General features: G+C 71.6%; 23 protein-coding genes. 14 read left to right on the top strand and 9 right to left on the bottom strand.

Going from position 1 to position 17,563, the window contains the following annotated elements; translation table 11 throughout:
* Positions 1-10: 10 nt before the first annotated feature.
* Positions 11-373 carry a hypothetical protein gene (locus OP04_RS34045; RefSeq protein ID WP_198154067.1) on the bottom strand — a complete coding sequence of 121 codons (363 nt, stop codon included), beginning with the start codon at positions 371-373 and terminating at the stop codon, positions 11-13.
* Between OP04_RS34045 and OP04_RS54945 the strand changes: the two genes are divergently transcribed.
* Together OP04_RS54945 and OP04_RS53845 are read left to right on the top strand one after the other, a co-directional pair.
* A complete protein-coding gene (locus tag OP04_RS54945) occupies positions 372-557 on the top strand; it encodes a hypothetical protein (RefSeq protein ID WP_198154066.1) in 186 nt (61 codons plus the stop codon). The genes OP04_RS34045 and OP04_RS54945 overlap by 2 nt on opposite strands.
* A gap of 44 nt (positions 558-601) precedes the next feature.
* Positions 602-769 (top strand): hypothetical protein, encoded by a 168-nt coding sequence (locus OP04_RS53845; RefSeq protein ID WP_157240738.1) that lies wholly within the window; start codon positions 602-604, stop codon positions 767-769.
* Here the strand turns inward: OP04_RS53845 and OP04_RS34040 are convergent.
* Positions 753-1,388, bottom strand: a complete 636-nt coding sequence (locus tag OP04_RS34040; protein ID WP_033344029.1) for an NAD(P)-dependent oxidoreductase — start codon at positions 1,386-1,388, stop codon at positions 753-755. The two genes, OP04_RS53845 and OP04_RS34040, sit on opposite strands and share 17 nt — an antisense overlap.
* Positions 1,389-1,475: 87 nt before the next feature.
* Between OP04_RS34040 and OP04_RS50410 the strand changes: the two genes are divergently transcribed.
* Positions 1,476-2,063 carry a TetR/AcrR family transcriptional regulator gene (locus OP04_RS50410; RefSeq protein WP_051799512.1) on the top strand — a complete coding sequence of 196 codons (588 nt, stop codon included), beginning with the start codon at positions 1,476-1,478 and terminating at the stop codon, positions 2,061-2,063.
* Here the strand turns inward: OP04_RS50410 and OP04_RS34030 are convergent.
* On the bottom strand, positions 2,013-2,906 hold the full coding sequence (locus tag OP04_RS34030; RefSeq protein WP_332309700.1) for a helix-turn-helix transcriptional regulator: 894 nt from the start codon (positions 2,904-2,906) through the stop codon (positions 2,013-2,015). The two genes, OP04_RS50410 and OP04_RS34030, sit on opposite strands and share 51 nt — an antisense overlap.
* Before the next feature lie 130 nt (positions 2,907-3,036).
* Between OP04_RS34030 and OP04_RS34025 the strand changes: the two genes are divergently transcribed.
* Both OP04_RS34025 and OP04_RS34020 read left to right on the top strand, forming a co-directional pair.
* The gene (locus OP04_RS34025; RefSeq protein ID WP_033344027.1) at positions 3,037-3,831 is read left to right on the top strand and encodes an SDR family oxidoreductase; all 795 of its coding nucleotides are present in this window, start codon (positions 3,037-3,039) and stop codon (positions 3,829-3,831) included.
* Between the two features lie 34 nt (positions 3,832-3,865).
* A complete protein-coding gene (locus tag OP04_RS34020) occupies positions 3,866-4,660 on the top strand; it encodes a transglutaminase-like domain-containing protein (protein WP_051799511.1) in 795 nt (264 codons plus the stop codon).
* A 150-nt stretch (positions 4,661-4,810) separates the two neighbouring features.
* Here OP04_RS34020 and manD read toward each other — a convergent pair whose 3' ends face one another.
* The 5 genes from manD to OP04_RS33995 form a co-directional block, all read right to left on the bottom strand.
* Entirely contained in the window at positions 4,811-6,037 is a 1,227-nt protein-coding gene (gene manD / locus OP04_RS34015; protein ID WP_033344026.1) for a D-mannonate dehydratase ManD, read from the bottom strand.
* A 15-nt stretch (positions 6,038-6,052) separates the two neighbouring features.
* The gene (locus OP04_RS34010; RefSeq protein WP_033344025.1) at positions 6,053-6,865 is read right to left on the bottom strand and encodes a carbohydrate ABC transporter permease; all 813 of its coding nucleotides are present in this window, start codon (positions 6,863-6,865) and stop codon (positions 6,053-6,055) included.
* Entirely contained in the window at positions 6,862-7,749 is an 888-nt protein-coding gene (locus tag OP04_RS34005) for a carbohydrate ABC transporter permease (RefSeq protein ID WP_051799510.1), read from the bottom strand. The genes OP04_RS34010 and OP04_RS34005 overlap by 4 nt, the downstream gene beginning before the upstream one ends.
* The gene (locus tag OP04_RS34000) at positions 7,749-9,038 is read right to left on the bottom strand and encodes an ABC transporter substrate-binding protein (RefSeq protein WP_033344024.1); all 1,290 of its coding nucleotides are present in this window, start codon (positions 9,036-9,038) and stop codon (positions 7,749-7,751) included. Before OP04_RS34000 ends, OP04_RS34005 begins: the two co-directional genes overlap by 1 nt.
* 95 nt (positions 9,039-9,133) lie before the next feature.
* Positions 9,134-9,871 (bottom strand): FadR/GntR family transcriptional regulator, encoded by a 738-nt coding sequence (locus OP04_RS33995; RefSeq protein WP_085066985.1) that lies wholly within the window; start codon positions 9,869-9,871, stop codon positions 9,134-9,136.
* A 179-nt stretch (positions 9,872-10,050) separates the two neighbouring features.
* Here OP04_RS33995 and OP04_RS50405 point away from each other — a divergent pair, with 179 nt between their 5' ends.
* From OP04_RS50405 to OP04_RS33955, 8 genes are all read left to right on the top strand, one after another.
* Positions 10,051-10,695: a hypothetical protein gene (locus tag OP04_RS50405; RefSeq protein WP_051799509.1), complete on the top strand. Its 645-nt coding sequence runs from the start codon at positions 10,051-10,053 to the stop codon at positions 10,693-10,695.
* Between the two features lie 298 nt (positions 10,696-10,993).
* Complete coding sequence (locus OP04_RS33985) at positions 10,994-11,500, top strand: methylated-DNA--[protein]-cysteine S-methyltransferase (protein WP_033344023.1); 507 nt, start codon at positions 10,994-10,996, stop codon at positions 11,498-11,500.
* A gap of 26 nt (positions 11,501-11,526) precedes the next feature.
* Complete coding sequence (locus OP04_RS33980; RefSeq protein ID WP_033344022.1) at positions 11,527-12,018, top strand: RNA polymerase sigma factor; 492 nt, start codon at positions 11,527-11,529, stop codon at positions 12,016-12,018.
* Positions 12,015-12,617, top strand: coding sequence for a methylated-DNA--[protein]-cysteine S-methyltransferase (locus OP04_RS33975; protein ID WP_051799508.1), 603 nt, complete (start codon positions 12,015-12,017; stop codon positions 12,615-12,617). The genes OP04_RS33980 and OP04_RS33975 overlap by 4 nt, the downstream gene beginning before the upstream one ends.
* Positions 12,614-12,874 (top strand): Ada metal-binding domain-containing protein, encoded by a 261-nt coding sequence (locus tag OP04_RS33970; protein WP_033344021.1) that lies wholly within the window; start codon positions 12,614-12,616, stop codon positions 12,872-12,874. Before OP04_RS33975 ends, OP04_RS33970 begins: the two co-directional genes overlap by 4 nt.
* The gene (locus tag OP04_RS33965; RefSeq protein WP_033344020.1) at positions 12,871-13,533 is read left to right on the top strand and encodes an alpha-ketoglutarate-dependent dioxygenase AlkB family protein; all 663 of its coding nucleotides are present in this window, start codon (positions 12,871-12,873) and stop codon (positions 13,531-13,533) included. Before OP04_RS33970 ends, OP04_RS33965 begins: the two co-directional genes overlap by 4 nt.
* Complete coding sequence (locus OP04_RS54940; protein ID WP_198154065.1) at positions 13,530-14,066, top strand: hypothetical protein; 537 nt, start codon at positions 13,530-13,532, stop codon at positions 14,064-14,066. The genes OP04_RS33965 and OP04_RS54940 overlap by 4 nt, the downstream gene beginning before the upstream one ends.
* A 57-nt stretch (positions 14,067-14,123) precedes the next feature.
* Entirely contained in the window at positions 14,124-15,302 is a 1,179-nt protein-coding gene (locus tag OP04_RS33955) for an outer membrane protein assembly factor BamB family protein (RefSeq protein WP_033344019.1), read from the top strand.
* A gap of 40 nt (positions 15,303-15,342) precedes the next feature.
* Here OP04_RS33955 and OP04_RS33950 read toward each other — a convergent pair whose 3' ends face one another.
* Entirely contained in the window at positions 15,343-15,924 is a 582-nt protein-coding gene (locus tag OP04_RS33950; protein ID WP_033344018.1) for a TetR/AcrR family transcriptional regulator, read from the bottom strand.
* Positions 15,925-16,113: 189 nt separating this feature from the next.
* Between OP04_RS33950 and OP04_RS33945 the strand changes: the two genes are divergently transcribed.
* Positions 16,114-17,535: a dihydrolipoyl dehydrogenase family protein gene (locus tag OP04_RS33945; RefSeq protein ID WP_033344017.1), complete on the top strand. Its 1,422-nt coding sequence runs from the start codon at positions 16,114-16,116 to the stop codon at positions 17,533-17,535.
* Positions 17,536-17,563: the final 28 nt, after the last annotated feature.

The raw sequence follows: 17,563 nt of genomic DNA, 5'->3' as shown, positions 1-17,563 counted from the left end.
CGCCGGCGGGCTACCCGGGAATCGGCGCGGGGATGGCGTTGTCGATGAGGATCGCGGCGATGGCGGCGGCGGTGGGGAAGGACGCGCTGTTGAGGACGCGGGTGCGGGCCGCGGCGCCGTCGAGGAGCAACGCCAGCTGCTCACCCAGCTCCTCCGGGTCGGTGGCGCCGGCCTCACGTGCGGTCTCGGTGAGCCGCGCGGCGATGGCCAGCTTGTGCTCGCGTGCGTACAGGGACGCGGGGTGTTCGGGGTCGTGCAGTTCGACCGCCGCCCCGATGTAGGGGCACAGCGGCGTGGACGCGGGCATCGCGAAGGCGGCGAGGAGCCGTTCGCGGGGCGTGAGGTCGGAGCGGTCGCAAGGGAGCACACCCATGAACACCATCACCCTCATTCGGTACGCCCGGAGCCAGGCTCTCGCGATGAGGCTCGGTGTCGTCCTTCCCGTCGCCGGGCCCGCCATCGGCCTGAGCGCGTTCTGCCGCGGACTCGAAGGCCTCGGCTACGACACGCTCTGGGTCGGCGACCGCCTGGTCGCAGGTGGCTACCCTGGCCGATGACGCCGACCGCCTGTGGTCGATCGCGTGCCGCGCGGCGGAAGGCGATGCGGATCAACCTCCGGCCCGGCGCCACCGCCGACGCGGACGCGGACCGGCTGCAGCGGTCCGTCGAGTCCGGCGTCGACGAGGCCTGCGTCGACGCGTTCGCGCTGTTCCCCAGGCTCGACCAGCTGCATGATTTTGCCGGCCGGGCGATCAGCTCTTCGCCGTGATGACCGCGATCTGCCGGTTCCACGTGCCGGTCGTGGCGGTGCCGAGGAGGAACTCGGCCACGTCCGCGCGGGAGATGCGGGGCAGGCCGGGCAGCCGGGTGACCGTGTCGAGGCCGGTCGCGGTGACCCGGCCCGTGCGGGGGCCGTTGGTGAGCATGCCGGGGTACACCACGGTCCAGTCCAGGCCGGTGGCGGCGAGCAGATCCTCGCCGGCGGCCTTGTCGCGGAACACCGCGGGCGCGAGCCGGTATCCGAGTCGCATCAGGACGGACGTCCTGGGGTAGGAGGCGCCGACCCCCAGTGCGGACTGGAACACGACGCGCCGCAGGCCGGTCCGCGCGGCGGCAGCGACGACCGCCCGCGCGGTGTCGCGGATCAGGTCGTGCGGGTCGCGGGTGTTGCCGACGCCGAGGCAGCTGACGAGCGCCTCGGCCCCGTCGGCCGCGGCGGCGAGCGAGCCAGGGTCCCGGACGTCACCGCGGACGGCCCGCAGACCGGGCCGACCGGCGAGCCTGCCCGGGTCTCGCACCAGCGCGGTCACCTCGTGCCCCGCCCGCAGGGCCGCCGCCGTGAGCAGCGCGCCGGTGCCACCCGTCGCACCGAGGATCAGAAGCTTCATCGCGTTTCCCGTCACCAAGCGATCTTGCACGACATGCCAAGACTGACACGTTGTGACACTACTGGCAAGGTGTGCGATGATGGCCCGATGACTGCACCGGCCGGGCGGCTCCAGGACCGCAAGCGTCGCGCCGTACGGGAGGACATCGCCGACACGGCGGAGCGGTTGTTCCTGGCCCGTGGCTACGAGGCGACGACGATCGACGACATCGCCGCCGAGTGCGGCATGTCGATGCGGACGGTGTATCGCTACTTCCCGGCCAAGGACGACATCCTCGTGAGCCGGTTCACCGTCTCCGTCGAGCTGCTCCTGGAGACCGTGCGATCGCGGCCTCCGGGCGAACCGGTGCGCGCGTCACTGCGCGCCGCGTTCGCGCCGCTGACCCGGCACGTCGACGACCGGCCCGATCGCGAGGCGGCCCGCGCGCTGCACCAGGCGATCTTCTCCACCCCGGCCCTGCTGGGCCGATACCTGCAACACCTGCACGAGGCACAACGGGAGGTGGCGGCGCTGCTGCGCGACCCGCCCATCGTTGACGACGTCGTCCTGCCGGCTACCGTCGCCGCCGCGTTCGCCTGCTTCGTGTCCGCGCAGGAGGTGTGGAGCCGCGACGCCGCCGCGCTGTCACTGTCGTCCGTCTTCGACCGGGCGATCGACGAGGTGCTCGGGGACTGAGCCGGCCCAGCTGGCCAGCAGGTCGAGTGCCTGGCGGGCGGGCGAGCCGGGCTCGGGCGAGTAGACGGTGATGCGGAGCCCGGGGTCGACGGGCAGATCGAGGGCTTCGTAGGGCAGGGCCAGGTCCCCGACGAGCGGGTGGCGCAGCCGCTTCACGCCGGAGTGGTGGAACCGCACGTCGTGCCGGGCCCAGCGCCGCGCGAAATCGTCGCTCTTCGTGCACAGCTCGCCGATCAGGTCCGTCAGGCCCCTGTCCCGCGGCGAGCGGCCGGTCTCGGCGCGCAGCAGGGCGACCGAGTCGTTGGCGGCCTTCTCCCACGCGGGCCAGAAACCGGCGGAGCCGGGATCGAGGAACAGGAACCGCGCGGTGTTGACCGGACCGCGCTGCGCGAACAGCGGCGAGTCGTAGACCGGGGCGTAGAGCGCGCGGCCGAGCGCGTTGGCGGCGAGGATGTCGAACCGCCCGTTACGGAGGTACGCCGGCAGGTCCGTCATCGCGTCGAGCATCCGCAGCACCACCGGCCGGATCCGCCCGGTCCCCGCGGGCGGCCGGCGCGCGGACGGAGTCGCCTCGCGGGCCAGGTCGTAGAGGTAGGCCCGCTCGGCCTCGTCGAGCTGCAGCGCGCGGGACAGCGAGTCCAGCACCGTGTCCGAGACGCCGCTGAGGTTCCCGCGCTCGAGGCGGATGTAGTAGTCGATGCTCATCCCGGCCAGCAGCGCCACCTCCTCCCGGCGCAACCCCGTCACGCGCCGGTTGGCCCCGAAGGCGTGCAGCCCGGCCTGCTGGGGCGTGATGCGGGCGCGACGGGTGCTGAGGAACTCCCGTACCTCCTCGTTGGTCACCACACCACCGTAGGTCGCGCGGCGGTGCGCCGGGAGGTACCGCCGTTACCCGGAAGAGCGGTAGCTCCCGCCCGTCCGCGATCCCGGGTGTCATGGCGGAGACACAGCACGGCAACGAGAAAGGCAGCACGTGGTAGTCAGCCACTTCACCACACATGCGGAACGCTTCGACCTCAGTGGAAAGCGCGCGCTCGTCACCGGCGGCACCGGTGGCATCGGGATGATGATCGCGCGTGGCCTCCTCCAGGCGGGCGCGCGCGTGGTCATCAGCTCACGCAACGCGGACTCGTGCGCTCGGGCGCGGGAACAGCTGTCCGCGTTCGGCGAGGTGCGGGCGATCCCCGCCGACCTGTCCCGCCACGACGAGTGCCGGAGACTGTCCGGGCTCGTCACCGCCGGCGCGGAGCCGCTCGACATCCTCGTCAACAACGCGGGCGCGCTGTGGGACGCGCCGCTGGCGACGTTCCCGGACGAGGCCTGGGACACCGTCGTCGACCTGAACCTGAAGTCGCCGTTCTGGCTGGTCCAGGCGTTGCTGCCGGCACTGGGCAGCGCGGGCACCGCCGACGACCCCGCGCGGATCATCAACATCGGCAGCATCGCCGCCATCCACATCCCCGCGCGGCCCAACTACTCGTACTCCAGCAGCAAGGCCGCACTGCACCAGCTCACCAGACACCTCGCCAGGGAACTCGGACCGCAGCACGTCACCGTGAACGCGGTGGCGCCGGGCCCGTTCCCGTCGACGATGATGGCCGACACGCTCGACCGGCTCGGCGACGCGATCGCCGCATCGGCCCCGCTGCGCCGCATCGGCCGCGACGACGACATGGCGGGTGTCGCCGTCTTCCTCGCCAGCAGGGCGGGCGCCTACCTGACCGGTGCCGTCATCCCCGTGGACGGCGGCATCGCCACCACCGCATAGGCCATCGGCCGCGAATTTTGTACCCTTTCCGCCTATGGGTGACATCGCAGGCTTCTACCGGCAGCCGAGCCCGACCTCCGATCTCGGGCGGCATCACGACCGGGTGCCCGGCCTTCCGGCCGACCCCGAGGCGCTCGGCGCGATCGTGCGCGGGCTGCTGGTGCACGACTACACGGCGTCCGTGCAGGGCCTGCGGTTGTCCGCCGAGCGGATGTCGCACAAGGAGACCGTCGGCGCCGCATCGATCCTGGACAACGTGGCCGGGATCGATCCGGCGCCGCTGGACCACGAGCGGCCGATGGCGCAGAGAATGCTCGGCTTCTGCTATCACTTCGCGCTGCTGCACTGTGCCCTGCTGCGCGCGACGGGCACACCGGCGCGGATCCGGTGCGGTTTCGCAGGCTACTTCGACGCACAACGCTGGATCGACCACTGGGTGGTCGAGTACTGGGACGGTTCCCGCTGGATTCTCACCGACCCCCAGACCGGCCGCGGCGACCTGACCGCTGACGACTTCCAGGACGGTGTCACGGCCTGGAAGCTCTGCCGCGACGGCGCCTCCACGCCGTCCGTCTACGGCAACGGCGAGCTGTGGGGCTGGGACGAGCTGCGGGGCAGCCTGATCAACGACGTCGCCGCGCTCAACAAGATCGAGGTCGCCGGCTGGTACTGGTGCGACCGCCTCCAGGTGGAGCCCCTCGACCAGCCGCACGACGACCTCGACACCTCCCTCGACGACCTCGCCCGTCTCGCGGCCGCCGAGGAGCTCCGGACCTGCGCCGACCGCTATCCGGAGTTCCTGCCACCGGCGGACGCCGTCGCGCGATAGCCGCCCTCGGCGTGGCGGTGCGTCCCCTGAGCCCAACGTCACCACCAGCTGCTCGTTCACTGTCACGGCCACGACGTCAGGGCTTCGAGCGCGCCGCAACGCAAGGACCGGCCCGGCGACCGGGACGTCGCCGGGCCGTGAGCGCGCGGCCTACCAGTCGTGGACCGTGCCGTCGTGCAGGCGGTTCACCGGCAGGTAGGCGGCCTGGTAGGGGTGTGCCGCGGCCAGCTCCTCGTCCAGCTCCACGCCGAGGCCGGGCGCCGAACCCGGGTGCAGGTAGCCGTCCTCGAACGCGTACCCATGCCGGAAGACCTGGTTCGTCAGCGCCGTGTGGCCGGAGTATTCCTGGATGCCGAAGTTGTGCACGGCCAGGTCGAGGTGGATCGCGGCGGCCATGCCGACCGGCGAGATGTCCTCCGGCCCGTGGATCGCGCTCTTGATCTGCCGGGTCGCGGCATAGTCGAACAGCTTCCGCATCGGCGTCACGCCGCCGAAGTGCGTCACGGCCGATCGCACGTAGTCGATGAGCTGCTCGTCGATCAGCGTCTGGTAATCGAAGACGGTGTTGAACACCTCACCGATCGCCAGGGGTACGGTCGTGTGCTGCCGGACCAGCCGCAGCCCGCGCTGGTCCTCGGCCGGCGTGCAGTCCTCCAGCCAGAACAGGTCGTACCGCTCGATCTCCTTGCCGAGCCGGGCGGCCTGCTGCGGCGTGAGCCGGTGGTGCGCGTCGTGCAGCAGCGGCAGGTCCGGGCCGAACTCGTGGCGCACCGCCTCCAGCACCGTCGGCAGGTGCCGCAGGTAGGCGCCGGTGTCCCAGTCCTCGACCACCGGCCGCACGCGGGCGTCCACCCGCCGGCCGTCGACGACCTCGGCGATCGCGGTGCCGGAGTGCACGCCGTAGACGGTCTCCAATCCGGGGATCCCGCTCTGCACCCGGACGCTCTTGTAGCCCTCGGCCAGCCGCGCCCGCACCGAGTCGAGCAGCTCCGGGATGTCCCGGCCGTTCGCGTGCCCGTAGGTGCGGACCCGCTCCCGGGACGCGCCGCCGAGCAGCTGGTAGAGCGGCAGCCCGCACACCTTCGCCTTGATGTCCCAGAGCGCGACGTCGACGGCCGCGATCGCCGCCATCGTCACCGGTCCGCGCCGCCAGTAGGCGCCGCGGTAGAGCGACTGCCAGGTGTCCTCGATCCGGTGCGGGTCGGTGCCGATCAGCAGCGGCACGACGTGGTCGCGCAGGTAGGACACGACGGACAGCTCGCGGCCGTTGAGCGTGGCGTCGCCGAGCCCGGTCACACCCTCGTCCGTGGTGATCTTCAACGTGACGAAGTTGCGCCCCGGGCTGGTCACGATGACCCGAGCGTCGACGATCTTCATGTGCGGAGAGCCCCTTTAACCCTTGGTGGCGCCGGCGGTCAGGCCGGCGACGAGATATTTCTGGCCGAGCACCGCGGCGACCAGCACCGGCAGCGTCATCAGCGTGGCCGCGGCCATCAGCCCGCCCCAGTCCGTCGACGCGTAGGAGATGAAGTTGAACAGCGTCACCGGCATGGTCTTGGTGTCCTCGTCGGACAGGATCAGCGCGAACATGAAGTTGTTCCAGGAGAAGATGAACGCCAGCACGCTCGCGGTGGCGGTGCCCGGCGCGGCCAGCGGCAGCGCGATCCTGCGGAACGCGCCGAACGCGGTGAGCCCGTCGACGTGCCCGGCCTCCTCCAGCTCGATCGGCAGCCCCTCGAAGAACCCGATCATGATCCAGAGAATCAGCGGTACGGACACGAACATGTGACTCAGCACCAGCACCGTGTAGGAGCCGACCAGCCCGAGCTGCGCGAACAGGTAGTACCACGGCACCAGCAGCGAGATGGCCGGCACGATCCGGGCGACCAGCACCAGCGAACCGGTGGAGTGCATCCGGAACCGTCCGACCGCCCAGGCCGCCGGCACCGCGATCAGCGCGGACAGCACGGTGGAGACGATGCCGACCAGCGCGGAGTTGCCGAGCGACCGCACGATCTCGCCGTCCGCGAGCACGGTGCGGAAGTTCTCCAGCGTGGGGGAGAAGACCAGCCCCACGGTCGGGTCGGTGACCTGCACGTTCGTCTTGAACGCGGCGGCGATCATCCAGACCACCGGCATCGCGATGATCAGGCAGACCACGGTGATGGCCAGCGCGCGCAGCGCCGTCCACAGTGTTCGGTTCATGCGGAGGCCTCCCGGGAACGGCGTCGCAGCAGCACGACGACCCCGACGATGAAGAGCGTGAACAGCACCAGCACGGCCGCGGCCAGCCCGTACTCCTGGTAGTCGAACGTGAGCCCGTAGGCGTACACGTTGAGCGTCTCGACCTCGAAGTCCGAGCCGCCGCCCGGCCCCTTGGTGGCATAGAGGATGTCAAATGTCTTCAGCGCGTCCACCGCACGCAGGACCAGCGCGGTCATCAGCGTGGTCCACAGCCCCGGCAGGATCACGTGCCGGAACCGCTGCCACGACGTGGCCCCGTCCACCCGGGCCGCCTCCTCGGGCTCCTCGGGCAGCGTGCTCAGCCCGGCGAGCAGCAACAGCGCCATCATCGGCGTCCACTGCCACACGTCGATCAGCATCAGAACCGGCAGCGACTGACTGACAGACCCCAGAAACTCCTGAGGGGGTACGCCGAGCGCGCCCAGCAGATGGTTGGCGATGCCGTTCGTCGGATCCAGGATGAGCAGCCACAGGATGCCGATCGCGACCGGCGTGGCCAGCAGCGGCACCATCAGGACCGACCGGACCACGCGCATGCCGCGGAACGGCTTGCGCAGCAGCATCGCGATCGCCAGCCCGAGGATCGTCTCGATCACGACGGCGCCGACCGTGAAGTACACGGTCCGCCACACCGCGGGCCAGAAGCGCCGGCCGTCGCCGAGCGCGTCCAGGTAGTTCTGCCCGCCGTCGTAGCCCTTGCCCGCGTTCACCGCGCCGAACGCGTCGGTGAACGACAGGTGCAGCGTGAACAGCAGCGGGAAAATGATCATCAGCCCGACGAAGCCGAGCGCCGGCGCGAGCATCAGCCACCGCAGCCGCCGGTGGGAGCGGTCGAATCCGGACATCAGAACTCCTGCTGACGGTTGTCGCGAACCAGGAAGTCGGCGAACTCGGCGTGCGCCTCCGCGGCCACCGGCGCCACGTCCTGGCCGATGATGCCGGCGACCAGCGGCCGTCCGACGATGTCGCGGGCGCGGCCCACCTGGATCACCTCGGGCCGGTCGTGCCCGATGCCGTTCGCCGCGTTGATCCGCATCGACTCGGCCAGCTCCGCCGGGAACGCGGCGAGCGTGGCCGGGTCCGCCCAGGCCGAGGCGCGGGCGCCCGGGATGCCGGCGGCCTGCAGCTCGGTGACCATCCGCGGCCCGGAGATCCACTGGATGAACCGCCAGGCGTCGTCGCGCAGCAGCGAGAACGCGTTGATGCCGACGCTCCACGACGGGATGTTGTGCGGCTTCGACCCGGCCGGTCCGGCCGGGAACGGCGCGAAGCCGACCTGCTCCCGTACCGTGGAGATCGTGGGGTCGAGGAAGTTGGAGTAGATCGCGTCCGCGTCGATGTAGAACGCGGCCTTGCCCTGCGCGAAGATCGGCATGGCCTGTTCCAGGCTCATGTTGGTCGCGCCGGGCGGCCCGGCCCGGTCCAGCAGCTCGCCGTAGAACCGGTACGCCGCGACGGCCTCCGGCGAGCCGATCCCGGAGCCGCCGTCCGCGGTGGTGAAGTCGCCGCCGAACGAGTAGAGGAAGCTCGACCACTGGGTGACCGCGCCGCTGCGCTGCCCGCGCCCGACGTAACCGAATAAATCCCGACTTGTCAGGCGGAAAGCCTCCTCGCGCAGCGCGTCGAGCGTGGCCGGCGGGCTGCTGACCAGGTCCTTGCGGTAGTAGAGCGCCGGGCGCTCGGTGACCACCGGGACGCTCAGCACCTTCCCGCGGGTGATCGACCGGTCCCGCGGCGCCTCCTGGAAGTCCGCCCAGTCGAACGCGGCGTCGCCCTCGACCAGGCCGGTCAGGTCCGCGAGCCAGCCGTTGCGCGCGAAGAGCAGCTGCTCCTGCAGCGCGCGCACCATCATCACGTCGATGTCGGTGGCCGATGCGTTCAGCTTGACGTTGTAGCTGCTGGCGAGCTGGTCCGCGGTGAGCAGCTGCATGCTGACCCGCCGCCCGATCGTCTCCTCGAACTCCGGCAGCCGCTGCCGGACCGCCTGCGACCACACGTGGTTGATCGCGGAGATGCGCAGCGGCGTGTCCGGGCCGGGCGTGCCCCGGCTCCCGCACGCGGACAGCGCCGCCGCACCCGCCCCGGCGGCCAGCAGCCGCCCGAACGCGCGCCTGTTGAGCTGTATGTCAGACATCGTCGTCCTCGCTGTCGGGGTCCTGGTCCAACTGGTAGTACCAGTTGGACCAGTCGGAACGTAGCAAGGTCCCGACGGCGCACACAAGACCTGTTTCAGGCCTGTTTCAGGAGGCGGTCCAGATGCCGGGTGGCCATCACGTCCAGGCTCTCGTCCAGGTCCGGGCCGTAGGTGCGCAGGCCGAGCGCGAGGTGCTCGTGCATGTGCGACCTGGCCAGCGGCACGTCGTGCGCGACGATCGCGTCCAGGATCTCCGCGTGGTGCGGCACGCCGGGCTCGCCGATCGCCGGATCCGAGTTCGACCGCAGCATCATCTCGAACATCAGCTCGCCGATCGAGCCCAGCATCACCCGGAGCACCGGATTGCCGCTCGCCTCCGCGATCGCGTCGTGGAACGCCAGGTCGGCGCGGGCCTTGACGGCCGGGTCCGGTGCGTCGAGCACCCGCAGGTGCGCCGCGGTGATCGCCGCGATCTGCGCCCCGGTCGCGCGCTCCGCCGCCAGCCCCGCGATCTCGACCTCGACCGGCATGCGCGCCTCGATCAGCTGGCGCACGGTCGGCCGCGCGGCGCCGAACACGGACCGGCCGCCCTGCGCCGTCACGTACGACCCGCGGCCCGGCTGCACGTCGATCAGATCCTGCGCCTCCAGCCGCCGCAGCACCTCCCGCACCACGTTGCGACTGGCCCCGAAGCGTTGCGCCAGCTCCCGCTCGCTGGCCAGCTTCGCGCCGGTGGCCAGCTCACCCCCGCGGATGTCGTGCTCCAGCTGCCGCGCGATCCGCTCGGTCAGCAGGCCGCGCATGGCCGGGCGGAAGGGTTCGTCGGAGGGCATGAGGTGAAGGATACGGAGTCGACCGCCGCCGCCATCAGGCGCCGGATAATCCGGTTTCCTGCAGTTTGCAGCGGGAACACCCCTAAGTCCGGTGTGGCACATTTCCGGGATCCGCCGGGTACGGCGCTCTGGCAGGTTTACGGAGGCAGACAACGACGTACGTGGAAAGGGATGCTGACATGAGCGGCGACGACACCGGCTTCACCGGAATCTCCGACGTCGACGAGCAGGAGGGCGCCGGCTACGCGGGCAGCTCCGGCGGCGGCTACGACGACCCGAACGAGGGCGCCGGTTACGCGGGCAGCTCCGGGGGCGGCTACGACGACCCGGAGGCGGACGGCATCGCGGACCGCCCCTACGACCTGACGCTGGACTCCTACTTCCAGGCGCCGGAATCGGCCGAGACCTCGTTGACCGACACCGACACCACCGGCTCGACCTACACCTACATCGACAGCGACGGTGACGGCGCGGTCGACTGGTCCGGCAACGACGCCGACGGCGACGGCATCGCGGAGACCGTCTGGGCCGACACCGACGGCGACGGCCTCAACGACACCACCGTGACCGACACCAACGGCGACGGCCTGCTCGACCACGCCGAGGTCGACGCGGACGGCGACGGCGTCACCGAGGCCGTGATCGACGACACCAACGGCGACGACGTCGTGGACTCGATCGGCTTCGACGAGAACGCGGACGGCGAGATCGACCTGACGCTCACGGACACCGACTTCGACGGCGTGTTCGACGCGAGCACCTCCGAGGTCACCACGCCGCTCGGCACGGACCCGGCCACGGTCAACCCGCTCGCGGCCGCCTGACCCGGCCGCCCCGGAACGATCGAGCGTCGCGGCCCGCGCCCCCGTCCGGGCCGCGACGCTCGATCCTCAACGACGGCGTCCGTCTTCGACGACGGCCACCGGCAGGCCGGCGCCTCTTCGGCGGGACCCCGTCGGCGCAGCTACAGCGCGAAGAGCTGGTAGATCAGGCATGTGCGCACCGTAGCGCCGTCCGCTGCCCACCCACCGGACCAGACGATGATCACCACTGTCGGCCGTTCGCTCGTCTCACGTCTTCCGCGCGCCGGGCGTCTACCGGGTAGAACGGAAGGAGATGCGGATGAGCACCCGGCACATGCTGGTCGAGAGTGACCTTGGGACGATCACCGTCGTGGCCAGGGGTGAGGCGGTGGTGGGGCTGTACTTCCGGCACCACGTCCGCCGGCCCGCGCAGGAGACGTTCGGCCCTGAGGTGGCCACCGACCCGGTCCTGGACGAGGCCGCCCGTCAGCTGCACGACTATCTGGCCGGCACGCACACGGCGTTCGACCTTCGCCTGGCGGGGGAGGGGGACGCGTTCCAGCGGGCGGTCTGGGAGATCGTCGGTGACATTCCGCGCGGCGAGACGACGACCTACGGGCGGATCGCGGAGCGGCTCGGCGACCGCAGGCTGGCGTACCGGGTCGGGCAGGCGGTCGGCGCGAACCCGTTGTGCATCCTCGTGCCGTGTCATCGCGTCGTCGGCGCGGACGGAGCGTTGACGGGGTACGCGGGCGGGCTGACGCGCAAGCGGGCGCTGCTGGACCTCGAGGAGCCGGCCCATGCCGGCGCCGGCCGCCTGTTCTGACAACACACGCCTTCCCGTGGACGGACATGAAACAGCCTTTTGAAAGAGTGGTCGCGCAGCACGGCACCACCGTGCTGCGCGTCTGCCGCGTCGTTCTCGGCCCGCACGATGCCGACGACGCCTGGTCGGAGACGTTCCTCTCCGCGATGCGTGCCTATCCCGGCCTCCCGGAGACCGCGAACGTGGAGGCCTGGCTGGTGACCATCGCGCATCGCAAGGCGATCGACGTCCTGCGGGCGGCCAAACGCCGGCCCGTACCGGTGGAGGCTCTGCCGGAGGCCACGGCGAGCTTCGGGCAGCCCGGGGCGGGCGAGCCGGACCTGTGGTCGGCGGTCGGCGCGCTGCCGGGCAAACAACGCCAGGCCATCGCCTACCGGTACGTGGCGGGGCTGGCCTACGCCGAGATCGCGGAGATCCTCGGCGGCACCGTCGAGGCGGCGCGACGGGCGGCCGCCGACGGACTGAAGAAGCTGAGGACGACCTATCCGGACGCGCCCACGGAAGGAGAACGCGCATGAATGACGACCTGGCCGGCCTGCTGTCGACGCCCGTGGACGCCGGCACCCTCGACCGGCTCCACCGGCGTCTCGAACAGGCCGCGGAGCAGGCCGATCTCATCGACGTCGCCTACACCACCGTCGACTCCCCGGTCGGGAAGCTGCTGCTCGCGCAGACCCCGAAGGGCCTCGTGCGGGTGGCGTACGCCGGCGAGGACCACGACCGGGTGCTGGAGAGCCTCGCCGGGCAGCTCAGCCCGCGCATCCTCCGCGCCCCGAGGCGGCTGGACGTCGCCGCCCGCGAGATCGACGAGTACTTCGGCCGCCGCCGTCAGACCTTCGACGTGCCGCTCGACCTGTCGCTGTCGCGCGGGTTCCGGCAGCTGGTGCAGCGCCGTCTGCCGGAGATCGGCTACGGCCGGACACGCAGCTACCGGGAGATCGCCGAGCTGGTCGGCAACCCCAAGGCGGTCCGCGCGGTCGGCACGGCCTGCGCGACCAACCCGCTGCCGATCGTGGTCCCGTGCCATCGCGTGCTGCGCACCGACGGGTCGCTCGGCGGCTACATCGGCGGTCTGCCGGCCAAGACGGCCCTGCTCGCACTGGAGGCGGCGGCATGAGCGGCTATACGCTCATCGGTACCGACGGCCGCCCCTACCGGTCCCCGGTCAAGGGACGGTGGGGCGGCCACCGCCGCACCAGGATCTACGGCCGTCTGGACTGCCCGGCGGCCCTGCGCGCGGTCGGCCGCGGCGGCTATGCGACCCATCGCGTCTTCTTCGCCGACGAGCCGGCCGCCGTGGCCGCCGGGTATCGCCCTTGCGCCGTCTGCTGCGCCGGCGCGTACCGGTCGTGGAAGGCGGGGCAGGCACGATGAGCACGTTGTTCCCGCCGGAGCGTGAGCGTCGCGACGTCGCGTCCGGTGCCACCCACGTCCCGGACTGGCTGACCCTCACCCAGCAGGCCTGGATCGTGGGCCGGTTCCGTGAGTGGGCCGGCGGCCCCGTGCCGATCCGCGCGGCGAAGGTGCGCGGCCACGAGATGTCGGCGCGGACCGTGTGCCTGGGCTGGCACTGGCAGCCGTACCGGTACACCCGTGAGGCCACGGACGTGAACGGCGCCCGCGTGCTCCCGTTCCCCGAGTGGATGACCCGCCTCGGCCGGCGCGCGCTCCAGGCCACCGGCTACGACGAGGACGCGGTTCGCTCCTACGCGCCGGACACGGCCCTGGTCAACTTCTACGACGCGACGGCGCGCATGGGGATGCACCAGGACCGGGACGAGCGTGTGCTCGCGCCGGTCGTGTCGCTGTCCGTCGGGGACAGCTGCACCTTCCGGTTCGGTAACGCGGAGAGCCGCGGCAAGCCGTACACCGACGTGGTGCTGGCCTCCGGTGACCTGTTCGTCTTCGGTGGCGCGTCGAGGCTGGCGTACCACGGCGTGACGAGGATCCACGACGGCACCGCGCCGGAGGCGTGCGGGCTCGACCACGGGCGGATCAACATCACCATGCGGATGACCGGTCTTCCCGGATGAGCACACGGGACTCCGCCGACCCGGGTGTTGTCGTCGGGGACGACGGGCTCGCCCGGCCCGCGTGGGCAGCCGTCGATCCGCTGCTGCGGTGCTATTACGACACCGAATGGGGCATGCCGGTCACCGATGAGCAGGGTGTCTACGAGCGCCGCGCTGATTCCCGGCTCACGTTTCCACGGCTCGGAACGTCTTCAGAGCGTGATTCCGGTGGGACGAAAGGGCGCACGATGAACATGGACTGGCCGGTGGTGGCCGGCACGTTGTCGACCGGCGTTTTCGTGACGGCGAATCTGCCGATGCTCGTGAAGGCGGCCAGGACGAAGGATCTGGCCTCGTACAGCCCGGGGAACCTGCTGCTGAGCAACGTCGGGAACGTCGTCTACTCGTTCTACGTCTTCAGCCTGCCGTTCGGCCCCGCCTGGGGCCTGCACGCGTTCAACGTGATGGTCAGCCTGCTGATGCTGACCTGGTGGCTGCGGTACCGGCGTCGCCGCACCACGCGGCCGGTCGGCACCGGTGTCGGTCCTTTGTAGTCGTACGGTGCCGCTATCCTCCCGGAGAGCCGAACATATTCACGGGGAGAGATGACTATGACGCAGGTGTCGAGAAGGACGCTGCTGGCCGGGGCCGCGGGTGTGGCCGTCGTCGGGCTGACGCCCGGTGCGGCGCGGGCGGCCACCGAGGGCTGGTGGCCCACGCCCGGCTACACCGCGGGCAACAGCGGTTTCAGCCAGCACGAGACGTCGATCGTGCTCTCGACGGTCGGGCGGGTGACCGAGAAGACGTCGGTGCGGCCGGGCAGCACGCAGATCGGCGCGCCGGTGCTGGCCGGGGGCCGCATCTTCGCCGCGGACCAGCGCGGCATCTTCGCGTTCAGCGAGAGCACCGGGGAGCAGCTCTGGGCGTACGCGTATGCGACCCCGCCGACGTACAACACGGTCGTCCGGCTCGCGTTCAGGGACAACGTGCTGATCGCGGGCTGGGACAACATCCCCGGCGCCCCGAACGGCAGCTACGTGTCGCTGGTGACGCTGAGCGCCGCGACCGGCGCGCAGATCGCCGAGGTGGCCCCGATCTCGTACGGCGCGATCCAGGACATCACCGTCGACCGGGGCTTCGTCGCGCTGACGCTGTGGAGCGGCCAGCGGGGATTCTTCACGGAGGTGCTGCGGCAGAGCGACCTGGGCAAGGTCTGGGAGGACGTCTCGCACGCCACGGCCGCGCCGGTCGTGGCGAACGGCCGGCTGCTGCTGCGCTCCACGCGGCAGCACCGCACCCAGGTCCGTGACCTGGCCACCGGCGCGGTCGTCGCCTCCGTCGACGGGCCGGAGTATGCGGCCCTGGCGGCGGACGACACAGGCACCAGGTTCTACACCGCCTGGAACGCGGGCGTGCAGATCGTGGACGCGAGCACGGGCGCGGCGACGCCGCTCGCGTCGAACATCGCGGCACAGCACGTCACGATGACCTCGACCCGGGCCTACGCGGCGTGGAGCAGCGGCATCACCCACGGCGTCAGCGCGTTCGACGTCACCACGGCTCGGCCGGTGTTCTGGACGAGGTCGTTCTCCGCGGCGCCGCTCAAGCCGATCATCGCCGGTGGCGTGCTCTACGTGACCGTCCCCGGCGACCGCGTGCACGTGCTGAACCCGGTCGACGGCACCTCGATCGCCACGCTCGCGTTCACCGGCGTGACGGCCGCGCCGGTCATCACGAACGGCCGGATCTACCTGACCGACGGCAGCAGGATCGCCGTGTACGGCCTGTGACCGCGTGACCTGAACGGCGTTGCGCCAGGCGCGACGCCGTTCAGGAGCGCCGGGCCCGGACCAGTTCCGCGGTGCCGTGCAGGAAGGTGGCGGCCACCGGTGCGGGGTCGGTGAGGCAGCCGGCGGTCATGGCGCCGTCGCGGAGCATGGCGAAGTGCCGTGCGGCCTGTTCGGGGGCGTTGCCGCCGGTCTGCGTCATCAGCGCGGTGAGCGTGTCCAGGAACCACTGCCGGTGGGCGGTGATCTCCCGGTGCACCGGGCTGTCCGGCGCGGGGTACTCGGCGGCGGCGTTGAGGAACGCGCAGCCGCGGAACCCGGGGGAGGCGATGTTGCCGGCGATGACGTGCGCGATGGCCAGCAGCGCGTCGGCCGGTGCCGGGTGGGCCGCGACGGCCGCGTCGATGCCGGTGCGTTCCATCTCGTGGATCGAGTGCAGATAGGTCCGCACCAGGTCTTCCTTGCCGGGAAAATGCCGGTAGAAGGTGGCCCGGGTAATTTTCGCCTCGGCGATGATGCGGTCGACGCCGACGGAGTGGATGCCCTCCGCGTAGAAGATCTGGGTAGCGGTGGCGAGGAGCCGTAGCCGGGCCTCCGAGGGCCGGGTGTCGGTTGCGGTGGTCATCCGCCCAGGCTAGCGGCCAGAACGTTCGGTCTGCCATGCGCGCGCGAAAGAGGTAGAACGTTCGGTCTTGACGCGGCGCGCCCCGAGGTGTCAGAGTGGGTGAGGCAGAACGTTCGGTCTTGCAGCGGGGACGCTGCCCGTCCGTTGTCCATGGAAGCGTCCCACCCGGGCCGCGAAGGGAACACAGACATGAGCGACAACACGTACGACGTGGTGGTCATCGGCGCCGGCCCGGTCGGGGAGAACGTCGCCGACCGTGCCGTCCAGGGCGGCCTGACCGCCGCGATCGTGGAGCGGGAGCTGGTCGGCGGCGAGTGCTCCTACTGGGCGTGCATGCCGACCAAGGCACTGCTGCGCAGCACGGCCGCGCTGCGGGCGGTCCGGCGGCTGCCGGGTGCCCGGGAGGCGGTCACCGGCGAGCTCGACGTGGCGGCCGTGCTGGCGCGCCGCGACTCCTTCGCCTCGGACTGGAAGGACGACGGTCAGGTCGGCTGGCTGGAGTCGGCCGGCATCGCGTTGCACCGCGGTCAGGGCCGGATCGCCGCGCCGCGGGTCGTCGAGGTGACCGGCGAGGACGGCGTCGTCACGACGCTGACCGCCCGGCACGCGGTGGTCGTGGCGACCGGCACCAGCGCGCTGCTGCCGGACATCGAGGGCCTGCGCGACGCGGCCCCGTGGAGCAGCCGCGAGGCGGCCTCGGCCAAGGCGGTGCCCGGCCGGCTCGCGGTGATCGGCGCCGGCGTGGTCGGCACCGAGATGGCGACCGCGTACGCCGCGCTGGGCTCCGCCGTGACGCTGCTGGCCCGCGACCGCGTGCTGCCGGCCGCGGAGCCTTTCGCCGGTGAGCTGGTCACCGACGGCCTGCGGGAGGCGGGCGTCGTGGTGCGGTTCGGCGCGGAGGCCGCGTCGGTGCGCCGCGACGACACCGGAACGGTGCACATCACGCTCGCCGACGGCGAGCGGATCGAGGCCGACGAGGTGCTGGTCGCCGTCGGCCGCACGCCGAACACGCAGGACATCGGCGCGCAGCACGCCGGACTCGTGCCGGGACAGTGGCTGGAGGTCGACGAGCAGCTGCGCGTCGTCGGGGCCGAGGACTGGCTGTACGCCGCCGGTGACGTCAACCGGCGGGTGCTGCTGACCCACCAGGGCAAGTACCAGGCGCGGGCGCTCGGCGACGCGCTCGCGGCGCGGGCCAAGGGCGAGCCGGTGCAGGCCGGGCCGTGGGGCCGGCACGCGGTGACCGCGGACGAGCGCGCGGTCCCGCAGGTGGTCTTCACCGAGCCGGAGATCGCCTCGGTCGGGCTGACCGCGGCCGCGGCGGAGGCGGCCGGTCTGCGGACCCGGGTCGTCGACTACGACCTGGGCGCGGTCGCGGGGTCGTCGCTGCATGCGGACGGCTACCGGGGCAAGGCCCGGATGGTGGTGGACGAGGACCGCCGGGTGATCGTCGGCGTCACGCTGGCCGGCCCGGACGTCGCGGAGCTGATCCACGCGGCGACGGTCGCGATCGTCGGCGAGGTCCCGCTGGACCGGCTGTGGCACGCGGTGCCGTCGTACCCCACGATGAGCGAGATCTGGCTGCGGCTGCTGGAGTCCTACGGCCGCTGACCGCACGGGCGCCCGCTCCGCCGCGGGC

Source organism: Catenuloplanes japonicus (assembly GCF_000717135.1).
GTDB lineage: Bacteria > Actinomycetota > Actinomycetes > Mycobacteriales > Micromonosporaceae > Catenuloplanes > Catenuloplanes japonicus.
Note: the sequence above shows the minus strand (reverse complement) of the source record. Positions and strands in the feature narration are given on the sequence as shown.